Origin of the sequence: Streptomyces sp. NPDC048275, from assembly GCF_040652275.1 — a bacterium.
Lineage (GTDB): Bacteria > Actinomycetota > Actinomycetes > Streptomycetales > Streptomycetaceae > Streptomyces.
Genome location: NZ_JBEZLR010000052.1, coordinates 1 through 24905, shown reverse-complemented (window position 1 = coordinate 24905; position 24905 = coordinate 1). Strand labels below are relative to the sequence as shown.

The following is a 24905-nucleotide window of genomic DNA, read 5'->3' as shown; positions in this document are numbered from 1 at the left end:
TCACCGTGATTGAGAAACTGCAGGCCCACTACGGGTTCGAGCGCATGCCGTTCGGCCGCAACCTCGCGCCGGGCATGCTGCACCGGCACGACTCCCACAACCAGGCCGTCGCCCGCATCTCCTGGTGCATCGCCGAACGCTCCATCGGCGTCGTGACCGGCGAGGTCGGCGCCGGCAAGACCGTCTCCGTCCGCACCTGCCTGGACGCCCTCGACCCGTCGAAATACAGCGTCGTCTACATCCCCAACCCGATGATCGGGGTCCGCGGCATCCACGAAGTGATCGTGAACACCTTCGGCCAGACCCCCTCCCACCTGGGCTCCCGTCTGACCGTCCAGACCGGCAAGGTCCTGCTGGCCGAACGCGAGGAACGCGGACGCACCCCCGTCCTCGTCGTCGACGAGGCCCACCTGATGTCCTACGAACAACTGGAATCCATCCGCATGCTCACCAACCAGGGCATGGACCAGGACTCCCCGCTGTCCTGCCTGCTGGTCGGCCAGCCCACCCTCAGACGCACCATGAAACTCGCCGTCCTGGCCGCCCTGGAACAGCGGACCGCCCTGCGCTACACGATGCCGGGCATGACCTCCACCGAGACCACCAGCTACGTCGCCCACCACCTGAAGATCGCCGGGCGTCCGGACCAGCTGTTCACCGAGGACGCCCTGACCTTGATCCACACGACCTCGCGCGGCTACCCGCGGGCGGTCAACAACCTTTCCCTGCAAGCCCTCGTCGCCGCGTTCGCCACCGGCAAGAACCTGGTCGACGAGGCCGCCGCCCGCGCGTCCGTGAGCGAGGTGGTCGGCGACTGAGATGTCCGCTTCCCACCTCTCGGTGTCCCGCCGGTCCCAGAGCACACGTGGCTGTCAGTGCGTTGAGCTAGCGTCACGCGGTATGAGTGATCAACAGAATGAGGTCATCGTCCGCCGCGCCCAGCCAGCCGATGTGGATGGCCTGATCGCGTGCAGCAGCGCGCTGTTTGTCGAAGATGCCGGGACGAGGGATCCGAGCGTCGACGTGGGCTGGTCTCGCAAGTTCGGACCTGAACGTTTCGCCGCCGGCATAGACGACCCGACCAGGCTTCTTCTCGTCGCGGACTGCGACGGGCAGATCGTCGGACACCTCACCGGGTCCGTGGCTGAGGGATCAGCGATGAGGCCGGTCATGGTCGCGACGCTCGTGAGCATGTATGTCCAGCCGGCCCACCGCCGCGGCGGGCTCGGAGCACGTTTGGTCGCGCAGTTCTCGGCCTGGGCGAAGGAAGTGGGGGCCGAACTGGCCGAGGTGACCGCATACTCCAGCAACGCCGATGCGATCCGCTTCTACGAACGGAACGGCTTCGCGAGTCAGTCAGTGACGCTGCAGACCGCTTTGTGAGATCAGGCGCCAGTCGACATCGCGGCCTGGGCGATCGGCGCTCGCGCTGACCGCAGTGCCGAACCACCGGCACCTCGCCGAAGAAAACGACACCTTGCCGACGACCGCCCCGCCGGGACACCCACCGGCGGGGCGTCGCCGTCACACCCCGTCGGCGTCGTGAACGCCGCCTTCATCGGCATTTTCAACGCCGGGCAACAGAGCGACACGCGCACCACGTGGGCGCTGAGGCCGAACTCGATGTCGCACTCCAGCCGGCGAGCTCGCAGCGGTGTGGTGAGGTGCGCGTGGCGGCGCCACAACTCCTGCCACCACGGCATGTCCACGTTGCGGTGGTTGGGAAGAGGCGCGAGCGGCGCCGCACGGCGGGCGTGCGGAGTGTTTTCCGCGTCAGCGGCCACGGCTCCTCCTTCGGGAGGCCGCCGTGCGGTGCGGTGGAGGTGTCCGGCGAGCGGGGTCGGCATCCGGCTTCGGTATCGGGCTGAAGTCGAGTTCGTACTCGTCGTAGGCGGCGATCAGGTCGTGTTCCATCTGGGCTTCGCGGTCTGCGATCTGTGCCATGAGGTCGTCGTGCTCGGCCTGGCACTGCTGGTACTCGGCCCAGTCGGCGGCGCTGATGTGAGGGGGACGTTTCAAGAGGACTCCATGCGCGAGCGGGCGGTGGTGCAGCGCACGGTTCGACGGCGGCATTCGCCCGCTCGGGGCTCCGTTCGCGAGAGGAGGGGACATGGGGAAGCGGCGTCCAAGCCGAGTTGATCGTCGAGACCCCGGCGGCGCCGGGCAGTTGTTCCGGCGAGGCTGCGGTCATGAGGGGGCCTGTTCTCGCTCGGCGACGGGCAGCCGCGATGAGTGGCGTTGGCCACCGGCGGTCTGCTGGACGGCTCTACGGCTCGTCGTGGGCGAGGTCGTCCAGGGTGTCCTGCCGGTAGTGGAAGACGGTCTCTTCGAGCTGGGAGAGCCGTTCGCATGAGGGGTTCGCGCGGAAGGCGTCGGTGCGGTCGAGGGCGTACTGCTGCTTTTCCGCCTCTGCCGCGATGACCTGGACGGTGTTCCGGGAGGAGATGCGGGCCCACTGGGTGGTGTCGGTGGGGGTGGCGTCCTTCATCCACACCCATATGCCCTGGCCGAGCCGGAGGACGCTGTGCGGGTGGTACAGCCCGCCGGTCCTGCGGTGGCGCCGGGGACTGCGGCGTTCGCCGAAGTCGCGCGCGACGGCTTGTGCAGCCTTGCGGAAGGCCGCATCGTTCAGTTCCTGGTCCTGGCGCAGACGTTCGGCCAGCGCTTCCTGGAACTCTGCTGTGTGTATGCGTCCGACATCCGTGGTGACCTGCAGAGCTACGTCGAGGGCGAGTTTCCGCAGTGCCGGGTCGAAAGGGTTCTTCAGGGAAGGTCACGCTCCTTCCATACCGACGCGATCTCCTCCAGGGCGGTCGCCGCGTGCGCGATGACCTCCCGGGTCACGGCGCGTCCCGGGGGAGCGAACTCCGGGTCGTAGAGGGTGAAGGTCTTGCTGCCGCGGACTTGGGCGAGGGACGGCAGAACTTCACACAGGAGCTGAGTGGCAACCCGCCGCTGTCGCGTCTCTTCCTCTTGACGTGCCTTGCGCTCCGCCCAGGCGCCCTGCAACGTCAGCTCACCCTCCACGACGCGGGCGGCGAGGGCGGGGTCCTCGTTGCGGAGTTTCGCCAACTGGGCTTCCGCCGAGTCGGTCTGTGCCTTCTTCTGCCGGGCGGTGTCGTAGGCCCGGTCCAGCCCGACGGCGCCGCTGATCACGGAGTCGACGAGTTCAGGCGCGTGCCGCCAGACGACACTCGCCCTTCCGATCACGGCGCGCGCGACTCCGAGCTGCTCCTCGATGTCCCTGACCGTGTGTCCCTTTTCGGGACGCGCTTCCCGTCCCGAGTCGGGACAAGCCTCTTGTCCCGACTCGGGACAGGTTTCGTGACCCAGGGTCGCGCGCGCTTTGACCGTGATCATCGCGGACTGGCCCTTTGAGAAGCTGCGGCGTTTGAGATTGACGGACAGGCTGTAGATGTCGGTGCCCGCGCCGTCGTAGGTGATGAAGTGCGGTTCGATGCCCAGACGTTCACAGGCCGTGAGTCTGCCGCGACCGTCGAGGATCCGGCCTGAGCGGTCCAGAACGATGGCCTGGAGGAGCCCGTTCTCCTGGATGTCGTGCATGAGGACGGCGAGGTCGTCCTCGTCGAGCGGTGGGATGAGGGAGTTGGCGGGGTGGGATTCGATGGTGGTCTCCGTCAGGGAAGGCGCGTAGTACCGGGTGGTTTTCGTGAACCCGGCGCTTTTTCAGTGCATGCGGGCGTCGGTGTCGAACAGGGTCAGTTCGTGGCTGTGCAGGAGGTGCTGCACGATGAAAGATCGGCCGGCGACCTTCCACAGGCCACGCCCCCGGTTGAGGTGCGCGATGGCATCCATCTCGACGGAGGTCAGGCCGAGCAGCGAGGCCGCGGCGTGGAGCTGGTCGGTCTCCTGGCGGTAGATGATCCGGGTGCTGCAATCGGCGAGGAGTCCCTCGGCCAGAGCCCGGCCTTGCGATCCGGCGTCACCGGCGGTGAGAAGGTCGGACAGCCGGTGGATCACCATGAGGTTGGCGATGCCGAGACCGCGGGACAGCTTCCACTGGGCCTGCATGCGCTGGAGCAGGCCGACGTGCCGCATCAGCCTCCATGCCTCGTCGTACACGATCCAGCGCCGCCCGCCGCTGGGGTCAGAGAGGGCGGATTCCATCCAGGCGGAGGCGCAGGTCATCGCGAGGACGAGGGCGGTGTCGTCGCCGGAGCCGCCGAGCCGGGACAGGTCGATGGTGAGCATCGGCGCGGTCGGGTCGAAGGCGACGGTGGAGGGGGCGTCGAACATGCCGGCCAGGTCGCCGTGGACGAGACGGCGCATCGCGTGGGCCAGGTCGCGGGCGGCATCGCCGAGTTGGCCCGACATCATCCCGGCGGCCTCGTCGAGCGCACTCGGGTTGTTGAGGGTGGCGGCGACGTCGCCGAGGAGCGGGGTGCGGTGCGTGTCGGCGGCGCGGGTGACGACGGCGTCGAGGGCGACGTCCAGGGCGGTGTGCTCCATGGGCATCAGGTCCCGGCCCAGAACGGTGCGGGCCAGGGAGCCGAGCAGGAGCAGGCGTCTTTTGCGGATCTCGCCGACCCAGTCGGCCTCGGACACGCTCTCCGGGCGCGGTGCCGCGTCCAGGGGGTTCAGGCGTCCGGGCAGCCCGGGTCCGAGGGCGACGGACCGGCCGCCGAGGGCCTCTGCCACCGGCGTCCACTCGCCCTTCGGGTCGCACGGCACGTAGACGCGGTATCCGAAGGCGACCGACCGCAGCGCGAAGGACTTGGCCAGCGCGCTCTTGCCCTGGCCGATCACGCCGGCGAGCAGCAGGTTCGGGTTGGTGAACCCCTCGACGCGGCCGTACAGAGCGAATGGGTCGAAGACGAACGATGCTTCGGCGTGGACGTCGCGGCCGATGTAGATGCCCTCGGCGCCGAGTCCGCCCTCGGCGAGGAAGGGATAGGCGCCGGCCGCGATGGCGGTGGTCATGCGGTGGGCGGGCAGCCGCAGCCGGTTCCCGCGCGCGGATGCGGGCCCGGGGCGTCCGCTCGGTGGGTAGAGCGCGGCGGGCATCTGGTGCTCGGCGGGCGTGCTTTCGCTCTGGTGGGCGCTGGCTTCCGCGCGGGCTTTGGCGGTGGCCTCGGCGAGCTGGCGGCGAGCGGCCTTGCGGCTGGCGCGGTCGGTGCCGTGGGGGGTGAAGAGCGGGCTGGCGGAAGCACGGCGGGCGCGGCGGGCGGGCCGGTGGCTCATCGGGGGCCCTCGTTTCTGCGGGTGGTGCTCATCGCACGCAGGCCGTGGTGTGCGGGCCAAGGTCGGTGGGGGTGGTCTTGCGGCGGACGACGTGTCCGGCGGCGAGGTGGCGCTGGCAGATCGTCAGCACGGGCGGGCCCTCGGGAAGCCGCTCGGGATGGCAGGCGCTCGTCTCGGCGTCGGCCTGGGGTGTGCCGGGCAGCAGGTGGAAGGCGGCGTGGACTTCGCTGGTGGCCTGCCAGAGCCTGGTGTGGGCGGTGGCCAGGTGACGTCCGGCGGCCGGGTGAGGGGGCCGGGTGCTGTCGACGAGCCGGTCCAGAAGGTGGAGCAGCGCGGTGAGGTGGGCGTGCAGCACGTCAAGGTGCAGGCGGTCCCCGGGCCTGGGCGGGTGCGTGTCCGACGGCGCCAGGGTCCGTGAGTGGTGGCGGATGCCGGCGCTCGCGGCGCGGAGGTAGGGGTGCGCGTCGTCGGGGCGCGTGGGAGAGGTCAAAGGTGGTGGTCCTTCCTGCCGGTAGGCAGGGCAGTGAGGGGCGTCCCGTCGCGGGTGAACCGGAGTGCAGTGGGGCCGGGCGCGCACGGGCGCGGCTGGTTCACAGGGCGGTGCGGGCGAGCGGGAGCGCGGTGAGGGCGAAGGCGTCCGGCTGCTGGTAGTTGAGTCGACGCAGGTCGACGCCGGAGGTGACGGCGTGGGTCTCGATCTGTGCGCAGGCGGCGTCCAGGAGGGCGTCGGTCTCGGCGGTGACGGTGACCAGGCCGGTCAGAGCCACGTCTGCGTGCCCGGCGATGAGCTGGCGTTCACGCTGCTTGACGTCGGCGTACTCGACGGAATCCTCTTCGGAATCGACTTGGCCGCGGCGGGCGCGTTCGTTGGCGTCGGCGATGATCGCGGCCTTCTTGCGCTGGACGTCGCGCAGTGCGGACTCGAGCCCCTGCGGTACGTAGATGAGGGAGAGGCTGCGGCGCACGCCGGCCGTGAACATGATCCTGTGCAGGAACCCGGCCCCCATCTCGGTCCTCGGCCAGTTCTCCACCCAGTAGGTCGCGTGCCGTGCGCTGTCGGTAGCGAGGCGGTCGTACTCCTCGAACTGGACGACGGGACCTGCGGCGGCGGGGTCGGCCTCGGCGCGGCCGGTCTCGGACCACTGCTGGAGCGCGGCGAGGGCTTTCGGGTCGTAGGCGGTTCGGATGACGGCGGCGATCTCCCGCGCGCTCAGCCAGCCGGTGACCTGGAGACCTGCGTTGCGGGCGGCCTGCGCGATGGAGGCGGTGGTCTGTTCCATGACGGTGAACGCACCGGGCAGCCCTCCGCCGGCCTGGCTGATCAGGCGCCGGGCGGCCTTGAGGTCGAGGGAGATGGCGAGGTAGGTCTCGTGCGGGGCGGCGGCGGGGCCGGCCGAGGCGACCAGCTCGGAGTAGATCTGTCCGGCGACCGGAGTGTCAGGCTGCCCTTTGTGGGTCCAGTGGCGGGTGAGGGTGTCGCCGCTGTCGGGGACGGTGCGTTCCAGTATCTGGACGGTGGCGATGTGCCCGGTGCGGGCGATGCCCGCGAGCGCGCGCCCCCAGCTGCTCACGTTGTGGTTCTGGGTGGCGGGGTCGAGGAGCGCGAAGGCGCGGCTGGTGACGCGGGCGATGGCGGTCAGGGTTTGCTGGTGCGGGTCGTGGACGGCCGCGGCGCCGTTGGCGGAGTCGCCGGGGGTGACCACCTTCAGGGAGGCGACGGTGCCGGGCAGATGGAGGACGCCGTCCTGTCGGGGCCGGGTGACGGGCCGGGCGAGCCAGAGAGTCTGGCCGGTGCGGCGGCGGTGCGCGTACCGGGTGACGATCGGCGCCCAGTCGATGAGGGAGCGGCCGTGCCGGCGGATCGCGACGAGTGCCCCGGATGCCGCCCACAGCGGCGCCAGGGCGACGGCGCCGAGCAGCCCGGTGGAGATCACCGTCATCAACAGCAGCGCCAGCGTGCAGGAGACGAGGACGAGTTGGGGCAGGGAGAGGCCGAGGAGGATGCCGCGGCGGGACCGGTGCGGGAACTTCACCGTGACCGGGGCGACAGAGAGATCAGTCATGGGGCGGGTCCTGGAGGCGCGGGTGGAACCCGGGGGCGGAAGGGCGCGTGCACGTCCCGCCCCCGGGAGTCGGGCAGGGGATCAGAGGCCGGTCGGAGGCGGCGGTGGCCCGCTCGCCCCGCTGGACGGGGCGTTCTGGCTGCTGGGGGGCGGCGGTGCGCCCTGCGGCGGCGGGGTTGTGGTCGGCGGAGTGGACTGCCATCCGCCGCTCTGCCCTGACGCGGTACTCGCGCCGGATCCGCCAGGCCCCGGGCTGCCTCCCACCTGGCCGCTGGTGTCGTCGGACACGCTGGTCGGCGCGGGCTGGACGGCCTTCTCCAGGCGGGACTTGACCGCGTCGCCACCGGGCGAGGCACCCGTTCCGCCTTTCTGCGATCCCTCCTTGCTCTCGCCGCCTCCGCCGGTCGGGTTAGCAGCGATGTCGCCGGGAAATCCCCCGCCGCCGTCGGGGCCCTGCGGTGCGGCACCCGCGCCGGCGGCAGCACCACCGGTTCCGGCGGTGGCCGCGGCAGCGGCGGCCTTGCGGGCGGCCTTCTCGGCGTGGGCCTTCGCGATCTGCGCACCGGCGCCGCCTGCACGGTGGATGGACTCCGCGTCGGTCCCGTCGGCCGCCCAGTGCACGAACTTGAAGACCGCGTACGGGCACAGCAGCACCAGGATCATGATCACGATGCCGGACATGACGTCGGCGAGGGCGGCGATGCCGTCCTTGGCCTCGGTCTTGCCCATGGCGGCGATGCCGAGTACGAAGATCACGGTCATCAGCAGCTTCGAGACCACCAGGGTGGCGGTGGCTTCGATCCAGCCCTTGCGCCAGCGCCGGGCGACTTCCCAGCCGCCGCCGGCGGACGCGAAGACGGCGAGGGTGACCATGACGAGGATGCCGACCTTGCGGACCATCATCACGCACCAGTAGAGGAAGGCGCCGATGGCGGCGCCGAGGCCGGCGACGACCGGGACGAGCCAGCCCAGGGCGGACAGTCCCCCGATCTGGTTGACCTTCACGATGCGGCGCACGGCTGACTCGATGTTCAGGTGCGCGGTCTTGAACAGGCCGTCGCTGACGGCGTCGACGACTTCGACGGCCACCGTGGTCAGGGCGATGGCGCAGAAGGCGAACAGGACGCCGCTCATGGTGCCGGTGAACGCTTGTGTCAGCGCTTGCCCGTCGCGCCGGATGGCGGCCCGGACCAGCTGTGCGCAGAACGTGGCGACCAGCAGGACCAGGCCCAGTGGCAGCAGCGTCTCGTAGTTGTCGCGGAACCATCCGGCGTTGAGGTCAACCTTGGTGGTGGTGTCGACGGCCTCGGCGGCCAGATCGGCTGCGGCGGCGGCCAGTTCACCGGCGGACTTCGCCATCCAGTCGCCGATGGCCTTGCCGGGGTCCGAGGCGAAATCCACCGCGTCACCGACCGCGCACAGCTTGTCGGCCAGGGGGTAATCACAGAAACCCACGGGGAGTTACTCCTCCTTTCGTGTCTCAGGCGCGGGTCACTGCGTGACGCTCGGAGCGATGGCGGCCAGGGTGCAGTCGTGGCTCGGGCGGCACTGGACGGCGAGGGTCACCGCCCGTTCCTCGGCCCCGCCACCGCGCTGCTTCCAGGCGATGTGCTGCGTGCCGTTGACGGTGACGACGTAGATGTACGCCTCGGTGATCGCGGACGGGTCCTCGGCCAGCGCCTGCTTGAACGCGCCGGGATAGTGGCCCTCGGTGACGCTGGCGGTGGCGTGCTGGTCCTGGTCGGCCATTCGCGACCACAGCACCGGGTCGGGAACCTGGCCGGAGACGGAGGCCCAGTCGGCGTACTTGGGCTCGGTGGTCATCCAGGCGCGCATACCGGCGAGCTGCTGGTCGCGGCTGGTGCCACGGGTGTCATAGGACCACAGCATCTGGGCCGCTGCCTTGGCGTAAGCGACCGGCTCGGAGATCTGCGGCGGCTCGGGCACCGACCCGGATCCGGAAGCGGGCTTCGGTGCGGCCTCGGAGGAGGACGGGCTGCCGGTCGGAGCGGGCGCCGCGGTGCCCGGGGCCTGGTGGCTGTTCCCGCTGCCGGTCAGCAGGGCGACAACCCCGGCGACGGCGAGCAGGACAGCGACGGCGGCGGCGATTGTGATACGCCGGTTGGCCGACCACCCCGAGCCGTACGAGGACAGCGAGAGGGAGGGGGATCGTTTCCGCATCAGTGGACCTGCGAGCCCAGGCCGGAGAAGAAGGCCACGATGCCGTTCGCGGCGCCCAGACCGAGGGCGGCACCGGCGGCGACCACGGCGCCCTTCTTCCCGTTGGCCTCGGCCTGGTGACCACCGGTGTGGTGGCCCCAGGCCCAGACACCGAGCGAAACGGCGAGGGCGCCGACGACGGCGATGATGCCGAACAGATTGATGCTGTTGACGACGTTCTTCAGCACGCTCAGGCCGGGCAGGCCACCGCCCTGGGGCGAGATTCCTGGGTCGTAGGCGAGCTGAATGACGCGGTCTGCGAGAGGGACGGACATAGGTGTGGCGGGGCTCCTTGCATACGCGGGCCCAGCGAGGGCCGGCGGGGAAGGGGAAAGCGGAGGGGGAGGCGCGCGAAGGGCGCGGAAGTGGCCGCGGCTCCGGGCCGTCCGGGGAAATGCCGGGCGGGTGCGGCGTCAGAGGACGCGGCGGGCGGCGAGGATCGTCCAGTCCTTGACCGGGGTGATCCGGACCGGCTTGGTGGTGCGCGGCGCCTCGATGACGAGGCCCTCGCCCATGTACATGCCGACGTGCTCCGGCCGTGCGGCGCTGCCGCGGCTGAAGATCAGGTCACCGGGCTTGAGGTGGGCGGACGAGACCGCCTTGCCCTCGTTGACCTGCGTATACGTGGTGCGGGTGAGCGTGACGCCGGCGTGCGCGTACGCCTGCTGCATCAGCGAGCTGCAGTCGCAGCGGCCCATGGGGTCGGGACCGTGCGAGTTCGTGCAGGAACCGCCCCACTGGTAGAGCGTGCCGAGCTGCTGCATCGCCCAGGCGATGGCCTTGCGGGCCTTCGGATCGGCGTTCTTGGGGATCGAGTAACCCTTCGGGACGCTGCCCTCGGGGATGCGGCCGAATCCGGAACCGTCCTGGCCCGGCGCGCAGCCGGTCGTACTCGTCGTCGGCTTCTTGCCCTGGTCCGCGTCCTTGCCGTCCGCGGCATCGGCGCCGCCGGGGAAGGTCTTGGCGATGGCGGCCTGCAGCGCGGTGGCCAGCTTCTCCCACTGCGCGTAGGCGTCCGGCAGGCCGGACTTCTGCACCGCCTGGGCGGCCTGGGCGACAGTCATCTGCTGCCAGCCGTCCACCTTGAGCAAGTGCTTGTAGAACTGCTCGCTCGCGTAGGTGGGGTCGCGGATCTGCTCGGCGCTGCCCCAGCCCTGGGAGGGACGCTGCTGGAACAGACCGAGGGAGTCACGGTCCCCGTAGCCGAGATTGCGTAGCCGGCTCTCCTGCATCGCCGTCGCGAGCGCGACGATCTGCCCTTTCTCGGGGACGCCGAGCGAGAGGCCGGCGGCCACGATCGTCTGGGCGTTGGGGACCTGCTCGGCGGGCAGGTCCAGGCCCTCGACGTGCACGTCCTTACCGGATGCGCCGTCGAGGATCTTGGTTACCTGTTCGGCGACCTTGTCGCTGTCGATGTCGCTCAGGCAGCTGCTGAAGGAGCCGCTGTTCTGCACGGCGTCGGCCGAGGAGGCCAGCATCATGCCGGTGCCGGCGATCAGGATCGGGGAGAGGAAGACGACGCCGATGCCGGCGGCGAGCCCCTTCAACTCGAGCGGACCGCTGCCCGGTCAGCGGTATCGGGCATGGGTGGGTAGCGAGACGTCATGAACGTGTCCTTGGGGGTGCGGTGTCCGGCGTGCCGCGTGCGCGAGGCGTGTCGGAAGGGCGCGGCGGCCGGGGCGGGCGATCGGAGGCGGGCCGGTGTGGGCGAGTTGCCGCTCGCTTCCTGTGGCCGGGCCGTGAGCTAGGTGTGCCAGGGCAGGGGGTACCTCCGTGAGGTGTGGCAGGGGAGTAGCCAGCGGCGGTGTGCGCCGGGCGGTTCAAAAACAGTAGGCGCGGATCGGCGGTTGACCAAAAAGTCGGCGTGAGGTGCCGGAATCCGGCACCTCGGCACGGCACTTCTTGGTCGTCGGCGGTTTCGCCTCTACAGTTTTTGGACTCCCCCTCGCCTCCTCGGTCTGCGGTCCTGGGCTTCTGCATGCCCACTTCCGGTCCGCGAGGACTCCCGTGCGAGGCGGCTAATTCCCTCCGCGTTTCCGCACCCGAATCGGGGTTCCTCTTTGCCTTTTTCCCTTCACCAGGGCGACGCTCTGGCCGTTCTCTCCGGCCTTCCGGACGGCTGCGTCGACTCCGTCATCACCGACCCGCCGTACAACAGCGGGGGTCGGACCGCGAAGGAGCGCACCACCCGCTCCGCGAAGCAGAAGTACACCTCCGCCGATTCCAAGAACGACCTCGCCGACTTCACCGGCGAGAACATGGACCAGAGGTCCTACTCGTTCTGGCTGACGCAGATCATGACCGAAGCCCACCGGCTCACGAAGACCGGCGGGACCGCGCTGCTGTTCACCGACTGGCGTCAACTCCCGACCACGACGGACGCGATCCAGGCGGCCGGATGGCTGTGGCGCGGTGTCCTGGCCTGGCACAAGCCGCAGGCCAGGCCCCAGAAGGGCCGGTTCACCCAGAACTGCGAGTTCATCGTCTGGGCCAGCAAGGGGCCGATTGACGGCTCCCGCAACCCGGTCTATCTGCCCGGCATGTACTCGGCGTCGCAGCCCTCGGGCGCGAAGCGCCGGCACATCACGCAGAAGCCGGTCGAGGTGATGCGCGAGCTGGTCAAGATCAGCCCCGAGGGCGGCACGGTCCTCGACTTCTGCGCCGGCTCCGGCTCCACGGGTGTGGCCGCCCTGCTGGAAGGCCGGGACTTCATCGGCGTGGAGAAGACCGAGCACTACGCGTCGATCGCGGCCGACCGGCTCACCGAGACGATCCGCGAGACCCTCTCGCAAGACGACGTGGTTCTCACCGTCTGAGCCGTGTCCTTGCCCGTCGCCACGGCGACCGGCTCCCACACGCAGCCGTCGGCGGAATACGGCCGGATCAACGTGCGATCCGCCCGCGGTGCCGCGCGAGGGCACCCCTCGCATGTCCCTCATTCCGTGTCTCGTAGGAGGCCGAACTTCTCAATGCCCGAATCCGCAAAACCTGCCGACGATGGAGAGTTGGAGCCGATTCGTATTCCGGATCCGCAGCTGGAGGGAATCGAGGCGAGCGTGCGGCGGCTCATGGAGCAGTCGGCGCAACAGGCTCAGCAGCTCGACCATCTCGCGTCCGCCCCGTCGCCGGGCGGATCGCCGTTCGCCGCGTTCGGCATGCCGGGACTCGGCGGCCCGCCTGCCGCCGCTCCGCCGGAGCCCCGCCCGATCCTGGAACTGGACGGAGAGGAACGCGAGGACGAACTCGACGCCCTGTCCGACTGGGTCGACGATTTCTTCCTCCCGGTCTATGGGGCGGAGGTCACCACCGCGGCGCCGTGGTGCCTGCAGTGGCAGGAGCACGACGACGTCGTGGCCTGGCTCCATGCCTTGTGGCTCGCCTACCAGCAGCACAAGGACCCCGAAGCCGGGCTCTCCGGCCTGTTCGTGTGGCACCGGGACTTCCTCACCCACGCCGTCGCGGCGATTCGCGCACCGGGCGGCCCGCTGTCAGCCTGCATGACCTCTCCCGACCGGCCCGCACACCGTCTCCTGCCCGGCCCGCCGCCGTCCGTACGCACGGAGACAGCGGCCACCGCGGAAGCCGCCGGGCCCGCCGAGCCGGACGGGCCGGCGTCATGACCGCGGGAATGGGACAGCCCGCCTTCGGACTGAGCTTCGACCCGCGCGCGCTGACCGATCTTCTCCAGGCCCCCAGCGACATACGCGACCTCACCCTCGCCTATCTGCAGGAAGTCGTGAACGCCGAGCGCTTCGGGCTGCGCCTCGACGGTGACCTGGAGGGCTTCAGGAAGCTGTTCGTGGACTCGCGCAAGGACTGGCGTGTCGTCTACGCCGTCCGCCCGGCGCCCGCGGAATCCGTCCATCCCAAGGAGATCCACGTCGTCGCGATCCGGCCGCGAGCGGGCAACGACGTCTACGACGAGGTCGGCCGCCGTCTGGGCGTGGCTCGCCGGCCGCTGAGCGCCCGCACCCACGCGGCACGCTCCCGTTCCCCGCAGCTGGCCACCCGCGCGCCCGTTCCCCGGCCCGGTCCGCCGCCCACCGCGACGCCAGGTCTGCCCCGTCCCGCACCGAACCCCGCGCACCACCCCACCCGCTGAACGCACGGAGCGTCGCCTATGCCCCCTGAACCCGCGCCGACACCCACCCGGCGTGCGGTCTCCCCGCTCGACCATCGCCTCGAAGCCGCCACCGGGCACGACATCGACACCCTGTGGGCCTACCGCGACCGCGGCGTCCTCGACGAGCAGCACGCCCTGCTGGTCGACCGGCACCGGGAACTGGCCAAGACCCAGACCGGCGTCATCTTCTACCTGTGCCTCCTCAACCGCCTCTCCAGCGGCGAGTTCGACGTCGACGGCGCCCTGTTCACGCGCATCGACCGCACCGTGGACCAGCTGGAAGAGGCTGCCGACGCACGGGACGCCGCCGCCCGGGCGGTGCTCGCCGCCCTCGAACCCATCGAAGCCGCAGCAGCGTCCACCGCGCCCGACGCACAGCAGCTCTCGACGGAGGACCAGGCAGCGCTGCTCGCCATCGCCGGCGGCGCCAAGCTCTACGAACACCTGCTGACCGGCCGGTCCGTCACAGCCGCCTCCGGCACCCGCATCCCGCACGCCAAGCTACGGCGGCTGGAGGACGCCGGCCTGGTCGCCCGGGACACCGGCCACCCCGTACACGCCGGCCAGCCGGTCGCGCTCACCGACGGCGGAAGAGCCGCACTGTTCGCTGCCCGCCGGACCCCCACGACGCAGGCGCCGAAGGTCCCGGTTCGCCCCGGCTCATCGCCGTCCACTCCGGCGCAGCGGCGTTGAACTCCACCGAAAGGCCCCTTGTTGTATTCCACCGATCCGGCGCCGGTCCGGAAGCCCATCCCCCAAGTCGACTTCGATCTGGACGACCTCGACGCCGACGAGGCGAAGTACCTCGACTTCTACCGCAAGGTCGGCGTCCACGAGGACATGCTCGTCCCCCTCGCCGAACACCACGACGGGCCGCGCAGCTACTACGTCCTGTTCGACCGCACCGCGACCTGGGGACACCCCGGCATGCCCCGGGTGCTCGCCGTCCATGTGCAACGGGACTACGAGAAGCAGACGTTCAGCTTCGAGCAGGCTCCGCTGCCGCTGCCCGCGATGGCGCAGTCCTGGCTCATCCACCGAGGCTGCCCGCACGATGCCATCGGCCTCGTCCCCGAGCTGGGCCCGCCGCCGGCGGACGAGGCCACGCGAGCGCTGGAGCGACGCCTCGCCGGCGACGGCGACCACTACGCCATGGGCTACTCCTACACCAGCGACGATCCCGACGACATGGTCGTCGTCGTGGCCCTGCGCGCCCTGGACGAGCGCGCCCCGTCGCCGTTCCGCGTCGTGGTCGAAGAGGTCGACAGCGTTACCTGGACGCACACCCTGCGCGAGGGCGGCTTCGACACGGTGGGTGAGGCCCTGCAGTGGTGCGACGACCGCCTCATGGGCGAGGCCGATCCTCTCCCACCGGTCCGCCCGGCTGCCGCCGCCAGCCGCCCGGCCGGTGTGGCAAAGGCCCCGGTCCCGCGCCCGCCCGGCCGTTCGCGCTGAGCGCTCAGCCCGACGCGGGCGGCGCAACATAGCCGACGATCGCCGGTTAGCCAAACCGGCGATTCTCCGGACTCTTATACAGCCGCCGGGACAACCCCTGCGGCGCTCTTCCACACATTCCCCACGCCTTTTCGGAGGTTTCTTCCGCATGCGCTCCACCCGAATTGCCATATCCGCAGCGATGCTCGGCGCACTCGCGCTGCCGGTGCTGTCCGCCACCACTGCCAACGCGGCACCGACCGCCGCCTCCGCGGCCCCCGCGAGCAGCTGCTCGTCCCTGCCGCCGCTGCCGTACGCGGTGCACGCCAAGGCCGTGACCATCCGGTCCAAGGCCAGCTCGAAGTCCACGGCGCTCGGCGTGCTCTACAAGAGCCACAAGTTCACCGTCTCCAAGAAGAGCGGCAACTGGCTCTACATCACGGACAAGACGACCGGCGTCAAGGGCTGGGTCTCTGGCACGTACGTCTACCGCGACGTCCGTATGTGCCTGGACTGACCGGACTTCAGCACGTCCGGCAAGCGGCTGGTCCGCTCAGTACGGGCGCTCACATCCCCGTAGGCATCGGCCTATCCAGAACAGGAGATCCCCCTTGTCCGACGGCATATCCGAGGATTCTGCGGATGTCGTGGGCGTGCTCACCGAACGGATCGAAGCACGCTTCGACATGGGCATGGACCAACTGAAGGCCGCGTTCGCCGCCGCGCCGACCGCGAATCCTGACGCCACCGACGTCGTCAAGTGGCACGGCCTTCTCGTCGAGGCCCAGTCCGTGCTGGAGCGCGCGGAGGACGACCTCCTCGCCGCACTGCAGACCCAGCCCAGCGAGGTCGACGACCCGACGTTGGGCCTCGCCCACCGGGTGAACGCGGCCGTCACCGCCCGCGACGGCCGGGCCCTGGTCGTGCGATGGCTCCTCGCCCCGGACGCCCCAGGGAAGAAGGACCTCGCGGCAGAGCGCCTCGCCCGCCTTCGACCCCGCGCGGCCCCGGCGGTGCAGACCAGCGCCCCCAACCGGCCCGCGGGTACAGCCGCACCGGCGACGGCGTGGCGGTCGGCAAGGGCTGCCCGATGAGCCGGGACAAGGCCAGCACCATGGACGCCGACCTGCAGCAGGTCTTCGGTAAGCCCGTACCCGAGCTGTACGAGGCGGCTGTCGGCCACGATGCCTCGCCCGCGCTCGGCCGTGCCCTGGAGCTGCGGCCCTTCCTGGCGCTGACCGAGGAGCAGGTCGCACGCGTCCGCGACCGCGTACACGCCGACATGGATCCGGACCGCGACATGGGCGAACTGTCGGCGGACAAGCTCCGCTTCGACGCGCAGTGGCTGGAAGCAGCACTGGAGGCCCGCGACGGCTACCGCGCCGCCCTCGGCGAGCTGCTGCGCACCATGCCCCCGCCTGTCCAACAGGACCGGTCCGTACGCACGGCACAACTCAGGGCCACCGCAACCCTGCCCCCGTCTGCCGCCCCGGCACGCCAGCGTGCCGGGGCGGCCCGGGCCCGCCGACCGTGAAAGCCCCCGCTTGCCCCACCTCACGTCCACCGACATAGCCGGACGGATCGAGGACCTGTACGGCGCACCGCTCGCCGACCTCGAAGCCCACGCCCAGGACCAGCCGCCCGGCATGCTCTCCGCCCTGCTCGGCATGCACGACGACCTCGCCCTCGCCGAGCGCAGCATCGACTTCCACCGCGACCACCTCGCCCGGCTCATCCACCCCGAGCGGCAGATCGGCCCGCACGAGGTATCCCACCTCCTCGACGGTGCACGCCGACTCGCCGAAGCCGTCGCCGTCCGCGACGTCCAAGCCACATCGGTCGCCGCCGTCCTGCAGAGCCTGGCCCGCGTCCCGGCCCCGACGCCTATCCCGCCAGCTCCCTCGCCGCCTGCTCCGGCCCCGCCTCTTGCGGCGCAGAGCCCGGCGCACAACCGCTGACCCGCAGGCGATCCCCCCTTTCATTCACCCAGGAGTTCCTCCCTTGGCCATCACCGCTCTGCCCCCGGACACCGACGCCGACATCGCCCGGGTCACCGAGGCCCTCGCCATGATCACCCCGCGCTGGAACGTGAGGATCCTCCTGGCCCTCTCCGGCCCGCCGCTGCGCTACAGCGAGCTGGCGGCCAAGGTGTCCTGGCTGCAGAACGGCCAGCTCCACCCCAAGCTCAAGGCACTGTGCGACGCCGGACTCGTCGAACGCACCGAACACACCGCACGGCACGTGACCTACGGCCACACCGAACGTGGCGTTGCCCTGCTGCCGGTCCTGCCGGTGATCGTCACCTGGGCCGAGGAACACCTGGAGACGGCGGACCGCCCGCTGCCCGCGATCGAGCAGATCGAGGACAGCCTCACCCTGCTCACCCGGCGCCATGCCGCCGCCATCCTGTGGGTGCTCAAGTCCCGTGAGGAAGTCAGCGGCCGTGCTCTGGCACGGATCGTGATGCCCAGCAGCGACTGGACCAACATCTATCCGCCGCTGCGGCAGCTCGTCGCCGACGGCTTGGTCGACACCGACGGCATGAGCCGGCCCTACCGGCTGTCCGCAGCTGGTGACGGTTTGGGCGCCGTGCTCGGCACCCTGTCCGCATGGGCTGCCGGGCAGCCCCTCGACCAGGCCGCCCAGCACCCGGTTTGGGGGAACCTGCAGGCGAAGTCCGCGCCCAGGCCGTGGGTCAGCAGCCAGTCGAGGCCGGCCCCCGCAGCGCTCCCACCCGCTCGGACACTCCAGTCCTCTCCGGCGTGGCACAACCGTGATCTCTTCTCGCACGCCACGACCGCCCGCCCGAAGGCAGCAATCCCGGCGGGAGGCCCGCGCCGATGAGCACCCCCTTCACCTCTGCCGAAGCGCATCGCGCTGTCGAACTGCTCGCCTCGCGCTCCTTGATCCGCCTGATCACCGAGATCGACGACAACGGCGCCATACCGCCGCGACGGCTGGCCGACACCCTGCCCGACCTCTCCACGCATCAACTGCGGAGCGCTTCCGACACAGCCCGCGTCAACGGTCTTGTCCGGGTCGCGCCCGGCGCCGGTCTGGAACTCACAGCTTCTGGAGCGGAGTTGGCAGATTTGTACGACGCGATGGCTCGCTGGGCCCGGCGTCACGCCGTCCCGGCCCCCGTCTGCGAGTTCAGCAGCCGCATCCGGCACGTCCTTGACCTGTTGGCACCATCGCTCACCACCAAGCGCGCCGACGGTCCCTCCCCGCGGACCGACGACGACGCCGAGGCGGGCCTGGCCCGTATCCGCACGCTCCTGATCCAGTGGCTGGCCGACAGCCCCCAGGTAGCCAGGGTGTCCGAACCTGAGCCGGTCGCGTGAGCGCAGCGGTCACACCCCGGCACGCACGCCACACTGCCGGGCTGATGCGCAGCATCTACCTGCCGCGCACGGCGGACGCGTTGGCGTTCGCGATGTCTACCTACGGCATCCCGCTGCTCGTCCTGTCCACGACGCGATCCGCTTCGCTGACGGGCGCCGCCTTCGCCCTGGAGTGGATTCCGCGTCTGGCGGCGTTCGGTTGGGCCGGATCGATTGTCGACCGGCGCGGTGCCTCGGTGGTCTTCCACCTGGCCTCCCTGGGCCGGGCGCTGGCTCTCGCCGTCGGTGCGGTCCTGCTCCACCTCCACCCGTCCGGCACCGTGGCGAGCGCGACCGTGATGGTGCTGGCGGCGACGACCGGCGTGCTCACCGAGTTCAGCTATATCGCGGCCGAGACAGCGGGCGCTGCCGCCGGACGCCGAGCAGGACGGCGGGCCCACCGTGTCCAGGCCGTCCTGCTCGGCATCGACCAGACGGCGATCCTGGCCGGTCCGGCGCTCGCCGGAGTGCTCTTGCTTGCCGGGCCGCCGTCGATGCTCGCGGTGATCACTGTGCTCTCGCTGCTTGCTGCGCTGCTCGCCCTGCGCACCCCGCCCTCGCCCGTGGCACCGGCCCGTGCGCCAAAGGGGCAGTCCGGCGCCGGACTGCTCACCGGGTGGCGCACCATCCGCTCGCTGCCCGCGCTCGGCTGGCTCGTGACCGGGCTGACCCTGTCCAACCTGGCCACCGGCTTTCTCCAAGCGGCCGGTCCCGTGATCGTCGTCAAGCACTTCGGGCAGTCCACCACCGCCGTCGGCCTGGTCTGGTCCGCCGCTGCCGCTGCGACGCTCCTCAGCGTCACGCTCTGCCGGTTCGCGCTCGACCGCCTCGGCCTGTGGCCGGTCGGCGCCGCCTGCGCCGCCTTCGCCTCGCTCGGCTGTCTCGCCGCTGCCCAGGCCCCCGACTACCGGTCCTACCTGGTCCTGGTCGCGGTCCTCATGGCAGCAGATGGCGGCCTAGCGGTCGTCCTGCGCACCCTGCGCTCCCGCCTGATCCCTCCGGAGAAGTTCGGCAGCACCCTGTCGGCGACCATCCTCATCCTCCTGCTGCCCTTCCCCGTCGCCGGCGTGCTCACCGCACTCACCCCGCCCGACGCGCTGGGCCACGTCATCACCGTCTGTGCCGCGCTGCAGGCCCTCGGTCTGTTCTGCGCCTTCGCCCGCCTGCGAACCGATCCCGCCCTGCGCACCTGAACTCGCTGCGCCCCCAGCCTGTGGAGACCTTCATGTCCATCGCCGCCTTCGGAGCGCACCGCGCGACCGGCCGCACCATCACCGAGCAGTTCCACGCCTTCGACACCCACAACCCGCACGTCTATTGGGCCCTGGAACGCATGGCCGCCCGCCGCCTGGCCGCCGGCGCCACCCGGGTCAGCTTGAAGGACCTGTTCGAGGACCTGCGCCGCCAGCTCCCCCACGGAGTCGCCGGGCTGAGCAACAACTACACCTCCCTCTACGCCCGCCGCTTGATCGACGAACACCCGCACTGGGCTGCGGCGTTCGAGCTGCGCCGCCGCCGTGCCGCCTGAGACACCCCTCTCTTCTCTCGTCCTGCCGTCCACCGATACGGAGAACCTCTTCTTGCCCGCTCGCCCCCTCGTCCTCGTCGTTTCTCCCGGCGACGAGACCTATCGCGGCTACTGCCTGGAGCAAGTGGCCGCCGCGTACGACGTCGTCCTGCTCACCGGCACCGAGCCGTCGTGGGAAAAGCCGTTCATCGTCGACCACACCGTGGTCAATCTGAGCGACCCCGCGGCACTGCTCGCCGGAGGCCGAGCCCTGGCCGAGCGCCACGACCTTGCCGGCGTGGTCACCTGGGACGAGTGGCACCTCGTCCCCACCGCCCGTCTCGCCCGCGCGCTCGGTCTGTCCTCGCCGTCCGTCGAGGTGATGCGGGCCTGCCGCAACAAGGCCACGGCCCGCACCCTGTACGCCCGCCACGGCGTGCCCTCGGCCGCCTCGATGAGGGCGCGGACCCTGCTGGAGGCCGGCCTGGCGACGATGACCCTCGGCCTGCCAGCGGTCATCAAGCCAGCGGCGTTCGCCGGCAGCATCGGCGTGATCCGCGTCGACCAGCCCGAAGAACTGCCCGCCGCGTTCGCATTCGCCTCGGCCAGCGCGAGCCGCAGCCGCGAGGACACCGGCGTCCTGGTCGAGGAGTACCTCGACGGGCCGGAAGTCTCGGTCGAATGCGTCACCCACCGCGGCGTGACGACCGCGGTCGCCGTGACCCGCAAGCACCTGGGCCCCGCGCCGTACTTCGACGAGACCGGGCACACCGTCGATGCCGCCGACCCGCTCCTGGCCCAGGTCGCCCCGGCCGCCGCTGCCGCGGTCAAGGCCCTGGGGATCACCGACGGCGTGCAGCACGTCGAACTGCGACTCGTGGACGGCAGGCCCCGACTGATCGAGGTCAACGCGCGCATAGGCGGCGACATGATCGGCCACCTCGTCCGCCTCGCCACCGGCATCGACCTGCCCAGGGTCGCCGCCGACCTCGCCTGCGGCCGAGCACCGGACCTCACCCCGACCCGCAGCGGGGCCGCGGGCACCCGGATGCTTTACCCGGACACCTCCGGCACCCTCACCGCCCGGCACATCAACCAGCCCTTCGCCGCCCACACCCCCTGGCTGCGCCAGGTGCAGTGGATCCGCGAGATCGGCGACCAGCTCGTCCTGCCGCCCGACGGAGGCCTGTTCACCGCCCGCGCCGGGTTCTACATCGTCACCGGCCGCACCACCGCCGAGGTCACCGAACGCCTCGACCTCGCCGCTGACGAGATCACCGTCACCACGAGGGCGGACCGATGAACACACAGCCCGATCCGCACCACGACATCGACGGCGACGTCTACGTCTGGCCGCGCCACCTCGCCTCCACCACCGGAACCGGCGACCCCGCCCTCGCCCCGCTGCTCGACCTCGGCTGGGACCTGCGGTACGACGAGGACTCCAACGTGTACCTGAGCGCTCCGGACCAGCGCGTACGCCTGGGCTACCTGCCCGAAGGCGAGGACGACGGACTCTGGCGCATCAACGCCTACAAGGATTCCTTCGGCCCGCCCGCGTGGGGCGTCTGCTTCAACGACCGCGTTCCCACCGAGTTCGTCCAGGCGTTCACCACGGTCCTGGCCACGGCGTACGAGCAGGGACCGGATGCCTACCTTGCCCGGCCGGTCTCCGGCATCGACGAGCACGATCCCTTCCTCGCGGTCGTGCCGCTTTTGAAGCAGGGCTGGGAGATCGACCGTCCGCGCTGGGGCGTCTTCGCGGTCCAGGCCCCGGACGGGCACGCCGGGATGGAGTTCACCACCGGCGACCTCGATCCGGAAGCCGAGCTGACCACGCGGGAGGCCCGCTGGCAGCTGTGGGCGGGCAAGTCCATCGACCGGCCCGTCTGGTATGCCACGGCCAGCACCGACACCCCGGTCGCTCTGCTCACCGCTGTCACCGAGTGCGTCGCCGATCCGGCTCCCCTGCCCCGGTGGCGCGAGGTGACCTCCAGCTACATCAAGGGGATGGCCCAACTCACCCCGATCCTCCCGCCCGGCCCGGCGGCTCCCACTCCGCTCGACGTGCGGCGGGCCGTCTCCTCCCGCCGTCCGGCTGCGCTGCCCGCGGCCAGCGTCCCGCGCTGGAGCACCACCAGCCGACCGGCTCTGCCCGGCCCGCGCCGGTAGCACGCTCCTGATCCGACCGGAGATCCTCCATGTCCCTGCAAGCCCCTGAGTTCTTCGCCGAACTCCGCCTCCCCTTTCACGACAGCACCGTCGTGGGCAACACCTACCTCGCCGCGCCGACTCCAGGCGCGCACCTTCGGCTCCGAATCGACTTCACCCGCACCATCTACGCGGACACTTACGGCGGTCTACGCCTCGCGGTCGTCCACCCGGACCGCGGCGAGATCGACGCGGTCGCCCTCAGTTTTCTGGACCACGGCACCTTCGACCGCCGCGACGTGGCCAGCAACAGGCCCCTGAACGACTCCACTCGCGGCACCTTCGACAAGTACCGCCGCGCCGGTCAACCACCCTGGGAGGGGGCTGAGTTCATCGGGCTCCGCGACGCCATCAAGGAATACACCGCTGTCTGGTTCCCAGGGGCATGGGCGGCGTCTGCGCCGAGCCGGGCTGCCAACAGGAGCACGCACACGGCTCCCGCCCCGCCGACCGCGCGCGGCGGCGCTCGCACTCGCTGAGCCGCGCCCTTCCAAGCCGGCAGTCCGTCCTTCCTCCGCAGGAGCCCCGCCCGTGCTCACCCACCCCCTTGAGAATCTCGACCCGGCCCAGAGCGTGAAGGTCCTGCCTCGTCACCTCGCCGGTCCCGGCGCCGTCGACCCCCGCGTCGTGTGGGCCTTCCCCTTCGAGGAGGGCTGGCCGTTCGCCCAGACCGATGCAGGCACGGCCGCTGCATTCAGCCCATGCCTACGCCTGCAGACCACCTTCGACCCCCAGCCCGACAAGCCCGGCAGGGGCACGTGGACCATCAATGCCCACAAGGCGCCGTTCACCCCGCCGGCCTGGCGGGTCACCTTCGACGCCACCACCCCCGCCGAACTGCTGCACGACGTCCACAGCGAGCTGCTCGACCTCTATCTCGAGGACAGGTACAGCGGCCAGGAGCGGCTGTTCCAGGACGTGACACCGCCGTACGAGGCGTACGCGCCGCTGCTCACCTGCGGCTGGAGCCATGCCGTCAAGACCGACGGCACCCAGACCTTCCTCACCCCGGAGGGACTCGGCGGTGTACGCCACCGCTACGCCACCGGCGGTTCCAGCGAGCTGGCCTGGCGGGCTTGGGGTGGGTACCCCAGTGAGCCGCACTGGACGGCGCGCTTCTCCTTCGGTACGCCCACCACGCTCGTCGCGGCCTTCACCGCCTCGCTCATCTCCACCGAACCACTGCGGCGCACTGTCCAGGACGTCCCCACCCAGACCCGCCGCGCCCTCTACGTCGCCACTCCGACAGGCAAGCAACCGAACATCAACCCACCCGTCGCACCGCCACCTCCCGCCCCGGCCTCTGGCCACACCCGATGACCTTCCCCGTCCCCTGCCCCAAGGAGTCCTCTTCCTCGTGCACGCACGATTCGTTCGATCCGCTGCTGCCGTCGCCGTTGCGGCGGCCGGCACCCTGACCTGGGCGCCGGCCGCCAGCGCCGAGCCCTCCGAACCGCCCCCCTCGGCCTCCGCCGCTCCCGCCGAGACCCCGGCCCCGGACGCGGGCAGCGTCGAGATCACCACGAAGGACACGGCCGGAGACGCCCTGCCCGGCGCCGCGTTCCTGCTGCTCGACTCCACCGGCCAGGAAGCCGGACGCGGTCAGAGCGACGCCCAGGGGAAGCTGACCTTCCCCGACCTCGCGCCGGACATCTACCGGCTCAAGCAGACGGGGTCCGGTAGCCCGCTCCACGAGGTCGTCGCCGACCAGGACGTCATCGTCACCCCGGGCAACGCCACCCAGCTGACGATCACCGACCCGTTCAAGGCCGCCAAGGTCCTCCTGCAGGCCAAGGACGACAAGACCGGCAAGCTCCTGCCCGGCGCGACCGTGAACATCGGCACCGGCACCTCCACGCTGCTCACCCTGACCACAGGCGCCAGGGGCACGGCCTCCGGAGAGCTGCCCGTGTCAAGCCGCAGCACGAAGTTCTGGGTCAAGGAGATCAAGGCCCCCGCCGGCTACGACCTCTACAAGCCGACGAAGACGTTCACTGCGGGCCCCGGAGCCCCGGTGACCGTGACCGTCACGAATGCCAAGACGGCCACCGACCCGAAGCCCGACCCCTCGGACAAGCCGACGCACAAGCCCACCCACTCCCCGTCCAGTCCCGGCGAGCCGAGCAGCGGAACCGGAGGCGCCACGCCCTCCGCCTCGGACAGCCACACGCCAGATGCCGACTCCTCGTCCGTGGCCGCGACCCCTGTCGGGGACTCCACGCCGAAGGCGCCGACGGGCTCCCTCGCCCACACCGGAGCCGACGCCACACCGTGGCTGATCGGCGGTGCCGGCGTGCTGATCGCAGCAGGCGGAGGCACCGTTCTCCTGGCACGCCGCAACCGCAAGGACAGCCCCACCGACGACTCCACCGAGAACTAACCCGCACCCCACCTCTTCACGACTCCGAGCCCTCGGATTCCACCGCCTGGAATCCGGGGGCTCTGTCGTGCGCGCACGCGCGCGGCTCTCGTTAGGCTGCCGCAGTGATCGACCCCTCTTCTCTCCCCGGCGATCCCTCCGAGCTGCACCTTTGTGTACAGCCGGTCAGTGACCGGTTAGGGTCCGCGGGTGTTGAGTAGACCCGGGTGGACGGTGCACTTCGTGAGCCGTGACTTACCCGCACCCGCGACCATGCCTTCTGTCCTGGAGGTCATGTCCCCTGTAGTGCAACGCCGTTGCGTTAGCCGTCAGGCCCGGCGTCAATGTCTCCGTCCTTGACCATCTTGAAGCCCAGTGTGTACGTCTGCACGGTGCGCGGATG

General features: G+C 70.7%; 31 protein-coding genes. 20 read left to right on the top strand and 11 right to left on the bottom strand.

Annotated elements, in window-relative coordinates; all coding sequences use genetic code 11:
- The first annotated feature begins 5 nt into the window (after positions 1–5).
- On the top strand, positions 6–818 hold the full coding sequence (locus AB0D57_RS27370) for an AAA family ATPase (RefSeq protein ID WP_362078321.1): 813 nt from the start codon (positions 6–8) through the stop codon (positions 816–818).
- Positions 819–900: 82 nt separating this feature from the next.
- A complete protein-coding gene (locus AB0D57_RS27365) occupies positions 901–1383 on the top strand; it encodes a GNAT family N-acetyltransferase (RefSeq protein WP_362078318.1) in 483 nt (160 codons plus the stop codon).
- Between the two features lie 2 nt (positions 1384–1385).
- On the opposite strand, the gene AB0D57_RS27360 is transcribed toward AB0D57_RS27365, so the two are convergent.
- From AB0D57_RS27360 to AB0D57_RS27310, 11 genes are all read right to left on the bottom strand, one after another.
- Positions 1386–1784 carry a hypothetical protein gene (locus AB0D57_RS27360; RefSeq protein ID WP_362078315.1) on the bottom strand — a complete coding sequence of 133 codons (399 nt, stop codon included), beginning with the start codon at positions 1782–1784 and terminating at the stop codon, positions 1386–1388.
- The gene (locus tag AB0D57_RS27355) at positions 1774–2019 is read right to left on the bottom strand and encodes a hypothetical protein (RefSeq protein WP_362078312.1); all 246 of its coding nucleotides are present in this window, start codon (positions 2017–2019) and stop codon (positions 1774–1776) included. Before AB0D57_RS27355 ends, AB0D57_RS27360 begins: the two co-directional genes overlap by 11 nt.
- Before the next feature lie 247 nt (positions 2020–2266).
- The gene (locus AB0D57_RS27350) at positions 2267–2488 is read right to left on the bottom strand and encodes a hypothetical protein (protein WP_352044918.1); all 222 of its coding nucleotides are present in this window, start codon (positions 2486–2488) and stop codon (positions 2267–2269) included.
- A 275-nt stretch (positions 2489–2763) separates the two neighbouring features.
- Positions 2764–3600: a ParB N-terminal domain-containing protein gene (locus AB0D57_RS27345; RefSeq protein ID WP_362078454.1), complete on the bottom strand. Its 837-nt coding sequence runs from the start codon at positions 3598–3600 to the stop codon at positions 2764–2766.
- Positions 3601–3687: 87 nt separating this feature from the next.
- Positions 3688–5202, bottom strand: a complete 1515-nt coding sequence (locus tag AB0D57_RS27340; RefSeq protein ID WP_362078308.1) for an ATP-binding protein — start codon at positions 5200–5202, stop codon at positions 3688–3690.
- Between the two features lie 28 nt (positions 5203–5230).
- The gene (locus tag AB0D57_RS27335) at positions 5231–5692 is read right to left on the bottom strand and encodes a DUF6238 family protein (RefSeq protein WP_362078305.1); all 462 of its coding nucleotides are present in this window, start codon (positions 5690–5692) and stop codon (positions 5231–5233) included.
- Between the two features lie 100 nt (positions 5693–5792).
- Positions 5793–7265 (bottom strand): SCO6880 family protein, encoded by a 1473-nt coding sequence (locus AB0D57_RS27330; RefSeq protein ID WP_362078302.1) that lies wholly within the window; start codon positions 7263–7265, stop codon positions 5793–5795.
- Between the two features lie 81 nt (positions 7266–7346).
- Positions 7347–8720: an ATP-binding protein gene (locus AB0D57_RS27325; RefSeq protein ID WP_362078299.1), complete on the bottom strand. Its 1374-nt coding sequence runs from the start codon at positions 8718–8720 to the stop codon at positions 7347–7349.
- Between the two features lie 36 nt (positions 8721–8756).
- Complete coding sequence (locus tag AB0D57_RS27320; RefSeq protein ID WP_362078296.1) at positions 8757–9446, bottom strand: hypothetical protein; 690 nt, start codon at positions 9444–9446, stop codon at positions 8757–8759.
- The gene (locus AB0D57_RS27315; protein ID WP_362078293.1) at positions 9446–9760 is read right to left on the bottom strand and encodes a DUF6112 family protein; all 315 of its coding nucleotides are present in this window, start codon (positions 9758–9760) and stop codon (positions 9446–9448) included. The genes AB0D57_RS27320 and AB0D57_RS27315 overlap by 1 nt, the downstream gene beginning before the upstream one ends.
- 138 nt (positions 9761–9898) lie before the next feature.
- The gene (locus AB0D57_RS27310; RefSeq protein WP_362078290.1) at positions 9899–11032 is read right to left on the bottom strand and encodes an NlpC/P60 family protein; all 1134 of its coding nucleotides are present in this window, start codon (positions 11030–11032) and stop codon (positions 9899–9901) included.
- A gap of 513 nt (positions 11033–11545) precedes the next feature.
- Between AB0D57_RS27310 and AB0D57_RS27305 the strand changes: the two genes are divergently transcribed.
- From AB0D57_RS27305 to AB0D57_RS27220, 18 genes are all read left to right on the top strand, one after another.
- Entirely contained in the window at positions 11546–12301 is a 756-nt protein-coding gene (locus tag AB0D57_RS27305) for a site-specific DNA-methyltransferase (RefSeq protein WP_362078287.1), read from the top strand.
- A 252-nt stretch (positions 12302–12553) separates the two neighbouring features.
- Positions 12554–13105 (top strand): DUF4913 domain-containing protein, encoded by a 552-nt coding sequence (locus AB0D57_RS27300; protein WP_362078451.1) that lies wholly within the window; start codon positions 12554–12556, stop codon positions 13103–13105.
- On the top strand, positions 13102–13587 hold the full coding sequence (locus AB0D57_RS27295) for a hypothetical protein (RefSeq protein WP_362078284.1): 486 nt from the start codon (positions 13102–13104) through the stop codon (positions 13585–13587). The genes AB0D57_RS27300 and AB0D57_RS27295 overlap by 4 nt, the downstream gene beginning before the upstream one ends.
- A gap of 18 nt (positions 13588–13605) precedes the next feature.
- Complete coding sequence (locus AB0D57_RS27290) at positions 13606–14301, top strand: hypothetical protein (RefSeq protein WP_362078281.1); 696 nt, start codon at positions 13606–13608, stop codon at positions 14299–14301.
- 18 nt (positions 14302–14319) lie between these two features.
- Positions 14320–15063 carry a hypothetical protein gene (locus AB0D57_RS27285; protein WP_362078278.1) on the top strand — a complete coding sequence of 248 codons (744 nt, stop codon included), beginning with the start codon at positions 14320–14322 and terminating at the stop codon, positions 15061–15063.
- A gap of 148 nt (positions 15064–15211) precedes the next feature.
- On the top strand, positions 15212–15559 hold the full coding sequence (locus AB0D57_RS27280) for an SH3 domain-containing protein (protein WP_362078275.1): 348 nt from the start codon (positions 15212–15214) through the stop codon (positions 15557–15559).
- 94 nt (positions 15560–15653) lie between these two features.
- Entirely contained in the window at positions 15654–16136 is a 483-nt protein-coding gene (locus tag AB0D57_RS27275) for a hypothetical protein (protein WP_362078272.1), read from the top strand.
- Positions 16133–16576 (top strand): hypothetical protein, encoded by a 444-nt coding sequence (locus AB0D57_RS27270; RefSeq protein ID WP_362078269.1) that lies wholly within the window; start codon positions 16133–16135, stop codon positions 16574–16576. The genes AB0D57_RS27275 and AB0D57_RS27270 overlap by 4 nt, the downstream gene beginning before the upstream one ends.
- 10 nt (positions 16577–16586) lie before the next feature.
- Positions 16587–17000: a hypothetical protein gene (locus AB0D57_RS27265; protein ID WP_362078266.1), complete on the top strand. Its 414-nt coding sequence runs from the start codon at positions 16587–16589 to the stop codon at positions 16998–17000.
- A 43-nt stretch (positions 17001–17043) separates the two neighbouring features.
- Positions 17044–17886 carry a helix-turn-helix domain-containing protein gene (locus tag AB0D57_RS27260; protein ID WP_362078263.1) on the top strand — a complete coding sequence of 281 codons (843 nt, stop codon included), beginning with the start codon at positions 17044–17046 and terminating at the stop codon, positions 17884–17886.
- On the top strand, positions 17883–18386 hold the full coding sequence (locus tag AB0D57_RS27255) for a regulator (RefSeq protein ID WP_362078260.1): 504 nt from the start codon (positions 17883–17885) through the stop codon (positions 18384–18386). Before AB0D57_RS27260 ends, AB0D57_RS27255 begins: the two co-directional genes overlap by 4 nt.
- Positions 18383–19618, top strand: coding sequence for an MFS transporter (locus tag AB0D57_RS27250; RefSeq protein ID WP_362078257.1), 1236 nt, complete (start codon positions 18383–18385; stop codon positions 19616–19618). Before AB0D57_RS27255 ends, AB0D57_RS27250 begins: the two co-directional genes overlap by 4 nt.
- Before the next feature lie 32 nt (positions 19619–19650).
- Positions 19651–19953, top strand: coding sequence for a hypothetical protein (locus tag AB0D57_RS27245; RefSeq protein ID WP_362078254.1), 303 nt, complete (start codon positions 19651–19653; stop codon positions 19951–19953).
- A gap of 52 nt (positions 19954–20005) precedes the next feature.
- Positions 20006–21235, top strand: a complete 1230-nt coding sequence (locus AB0D57_RS27240; protein WP_362078251.1) for an ATP-grasp domain-containing protein — start codon at positions 20006–20008, stop codon at positions 21233–21235.
- On the top strand, positions 21232–22104 hold the full coding sequence (locus tag AB0D57_RS27235) for a DUF317 domain-containing protein (RefSeq protein WP_362078248.1): 873 nt from the start codon (positions 21232–21234) through the stop codon (positions 22102–22104). The genes AB0D57_RS27240 and AB0D57_RS27235 overlap by 4 nt, the downstream gene beginning before the upstream one ends.
- Before the next feature lie 29 nt (positions 22105–22133).
- Positions 22134–22622 (top strand): hypothetical protein, encoded by a 489-nt coding sequence (locus AB0D57_RS27230; RefSeq protein WP_362078245.1) that lies wholly within the window; start codon positions 22134–22136, stop codon positions 22620–22622.
- 52 nt (positions 22623–22674) lie between these two features.
- On the top strand, positions 22675–23463 hold the full coding sequence (locus tag AB0D57_RS27225; protein WP_362078242.1) for a DUF317 domain-containing protein: 789 nt from the start codon (positions 22675–22677) through the stop codon (positions 23461–23463).
- A gap of 37 nt (positions 23464–23500) precedes the next feature.
- Positions 23501–24523: a SpaA isopeptide-forming pilin-related protein gene (locus AB0D57_RS27220; protein WP_362078239.1), complete on the top strand. Its 1023-nt coding sequence runs from the start codon at positions 23501–23503 to the stop codon at positions 24521–24523.
- Positions 24524–24905 lie beyond the last annotated feature (382 nt).

What these genes read in the sequence shown, in the direction of transcription:
- AB0D57_RS27350 (WP_352044918.1), bottom strand. Translation starts at nt 2,488, where the DNA reads ATGAAGGACGCCACCCCCACCGACACCACCCAGTGGGCCCGCATCTCC.
- AB0D57_RS27315 (WP_362078293.1), bottom strand. Translation starts at nt 9,760, where the DNA reads ATGTCCGTCCCTCTCGCAGACCGCGTCATTCAGCTCGCCTACGACCCA.
- AB0D57_RS27235 (WP_362078248.1), top strand. Translation starts at nt 21,232, where the DNA reads ATGAACACACAGCCCGATCCGCACCACGACATCGACGGCGACGTCTAC.
- AB0D57_RS27270 (WP_362078269.1), top strand. Translation starts at nt 16,133, where the DNA reads ATGAGCCGGGACAAGGCCAGCACCATGGACGCCGACCTGCAGCAGGTC.
- AB0D57_RS27330 (WP_362078302.1), bottom strand. Translation starts at nt 7,265, where the DNA reads ATGACTGATCTCTCTGTCGCCCCGGTCACGGTGAAGTTCCCGCACCGG.
- AB0D57_RS27280 (WP_362078275.1), top strand. Translation starts at nt 15,212, where the DNA reads ATGCGCTCCACCCGAATTGCCATATCCGCAGCGATGCTCGGCGCACTC.
- AB0D57_RS27245 (WP_362078254.1), top strand. Translation starts at nt 19,651, where the DNA reads ATGTCCATCGCCGCCTTCGGAGCGCACCGCGCGACCGGCCGCACCATC.
- AB0D57_RS27230 (WP_362078245.1), top strand. Translation starts at nt 22,134, where the DNA reads ATGTCCCTGCAAGCCCCTGAGTTCTTCGCCGAACTCCGCCTCCCCTTT.
- AB0D57_RS27290 (WP_362078281.1), top strand. Translation starts at nt 13,606, where the DNA reads ATGCCCCCTGAACCCGCGCCGACACCCACCCGGCGTGCGGTCTCCCCG.
- AB0D57_RS27295 (WP_362078284.1), top strand. Translation starts at nt 13,102, where the DNA reads ATGACCGCGGGAATGGGACAGCCCGCCTTCGGACTGAGCTTCGACCCG.
- AB0D57_RS27300 (WP_362078451.1), top strand. Translation starts at nt 12,554, where the DNA reads ATGGAGCAGTCGGCGCAACAGGCTCAGCAGCTCGACCATCTCGCGTCC.
- AB0D57_RS27365 (WP_362078318.1), top strand. Translation starts at nt 901, where the DNA reads ATGAGTGATCAACAGAATGAGGTCATCGTCCGCCGCGCCCAGCCAGCC.
- AB0D57_RS27255 (WP_362078260.1), top strand. Translation starts at nt 17,883, where the DNA reads ATGAGCACCCCCTTCACCTCTGCCGAAGCGCATCGCGCTGTCGAACTG.
- AB0D57_RS27320 (WP_362078296.1), bottom strand. Translation starts at nt 9,446, where the DNA reads ATGCGGAAACGATCCCCCTCCCTCTCGCTGTCCTCGTACGGCTCGGGG.
- AB0D57_RS27340 (WP_362078308.1), bottom strand. Translation starts at nt 5,202, where the DNA reads ATGAGCCACCGGCCCGCCCGCCGCGCCCGCCGTGCTTCCGCCAGCCCG.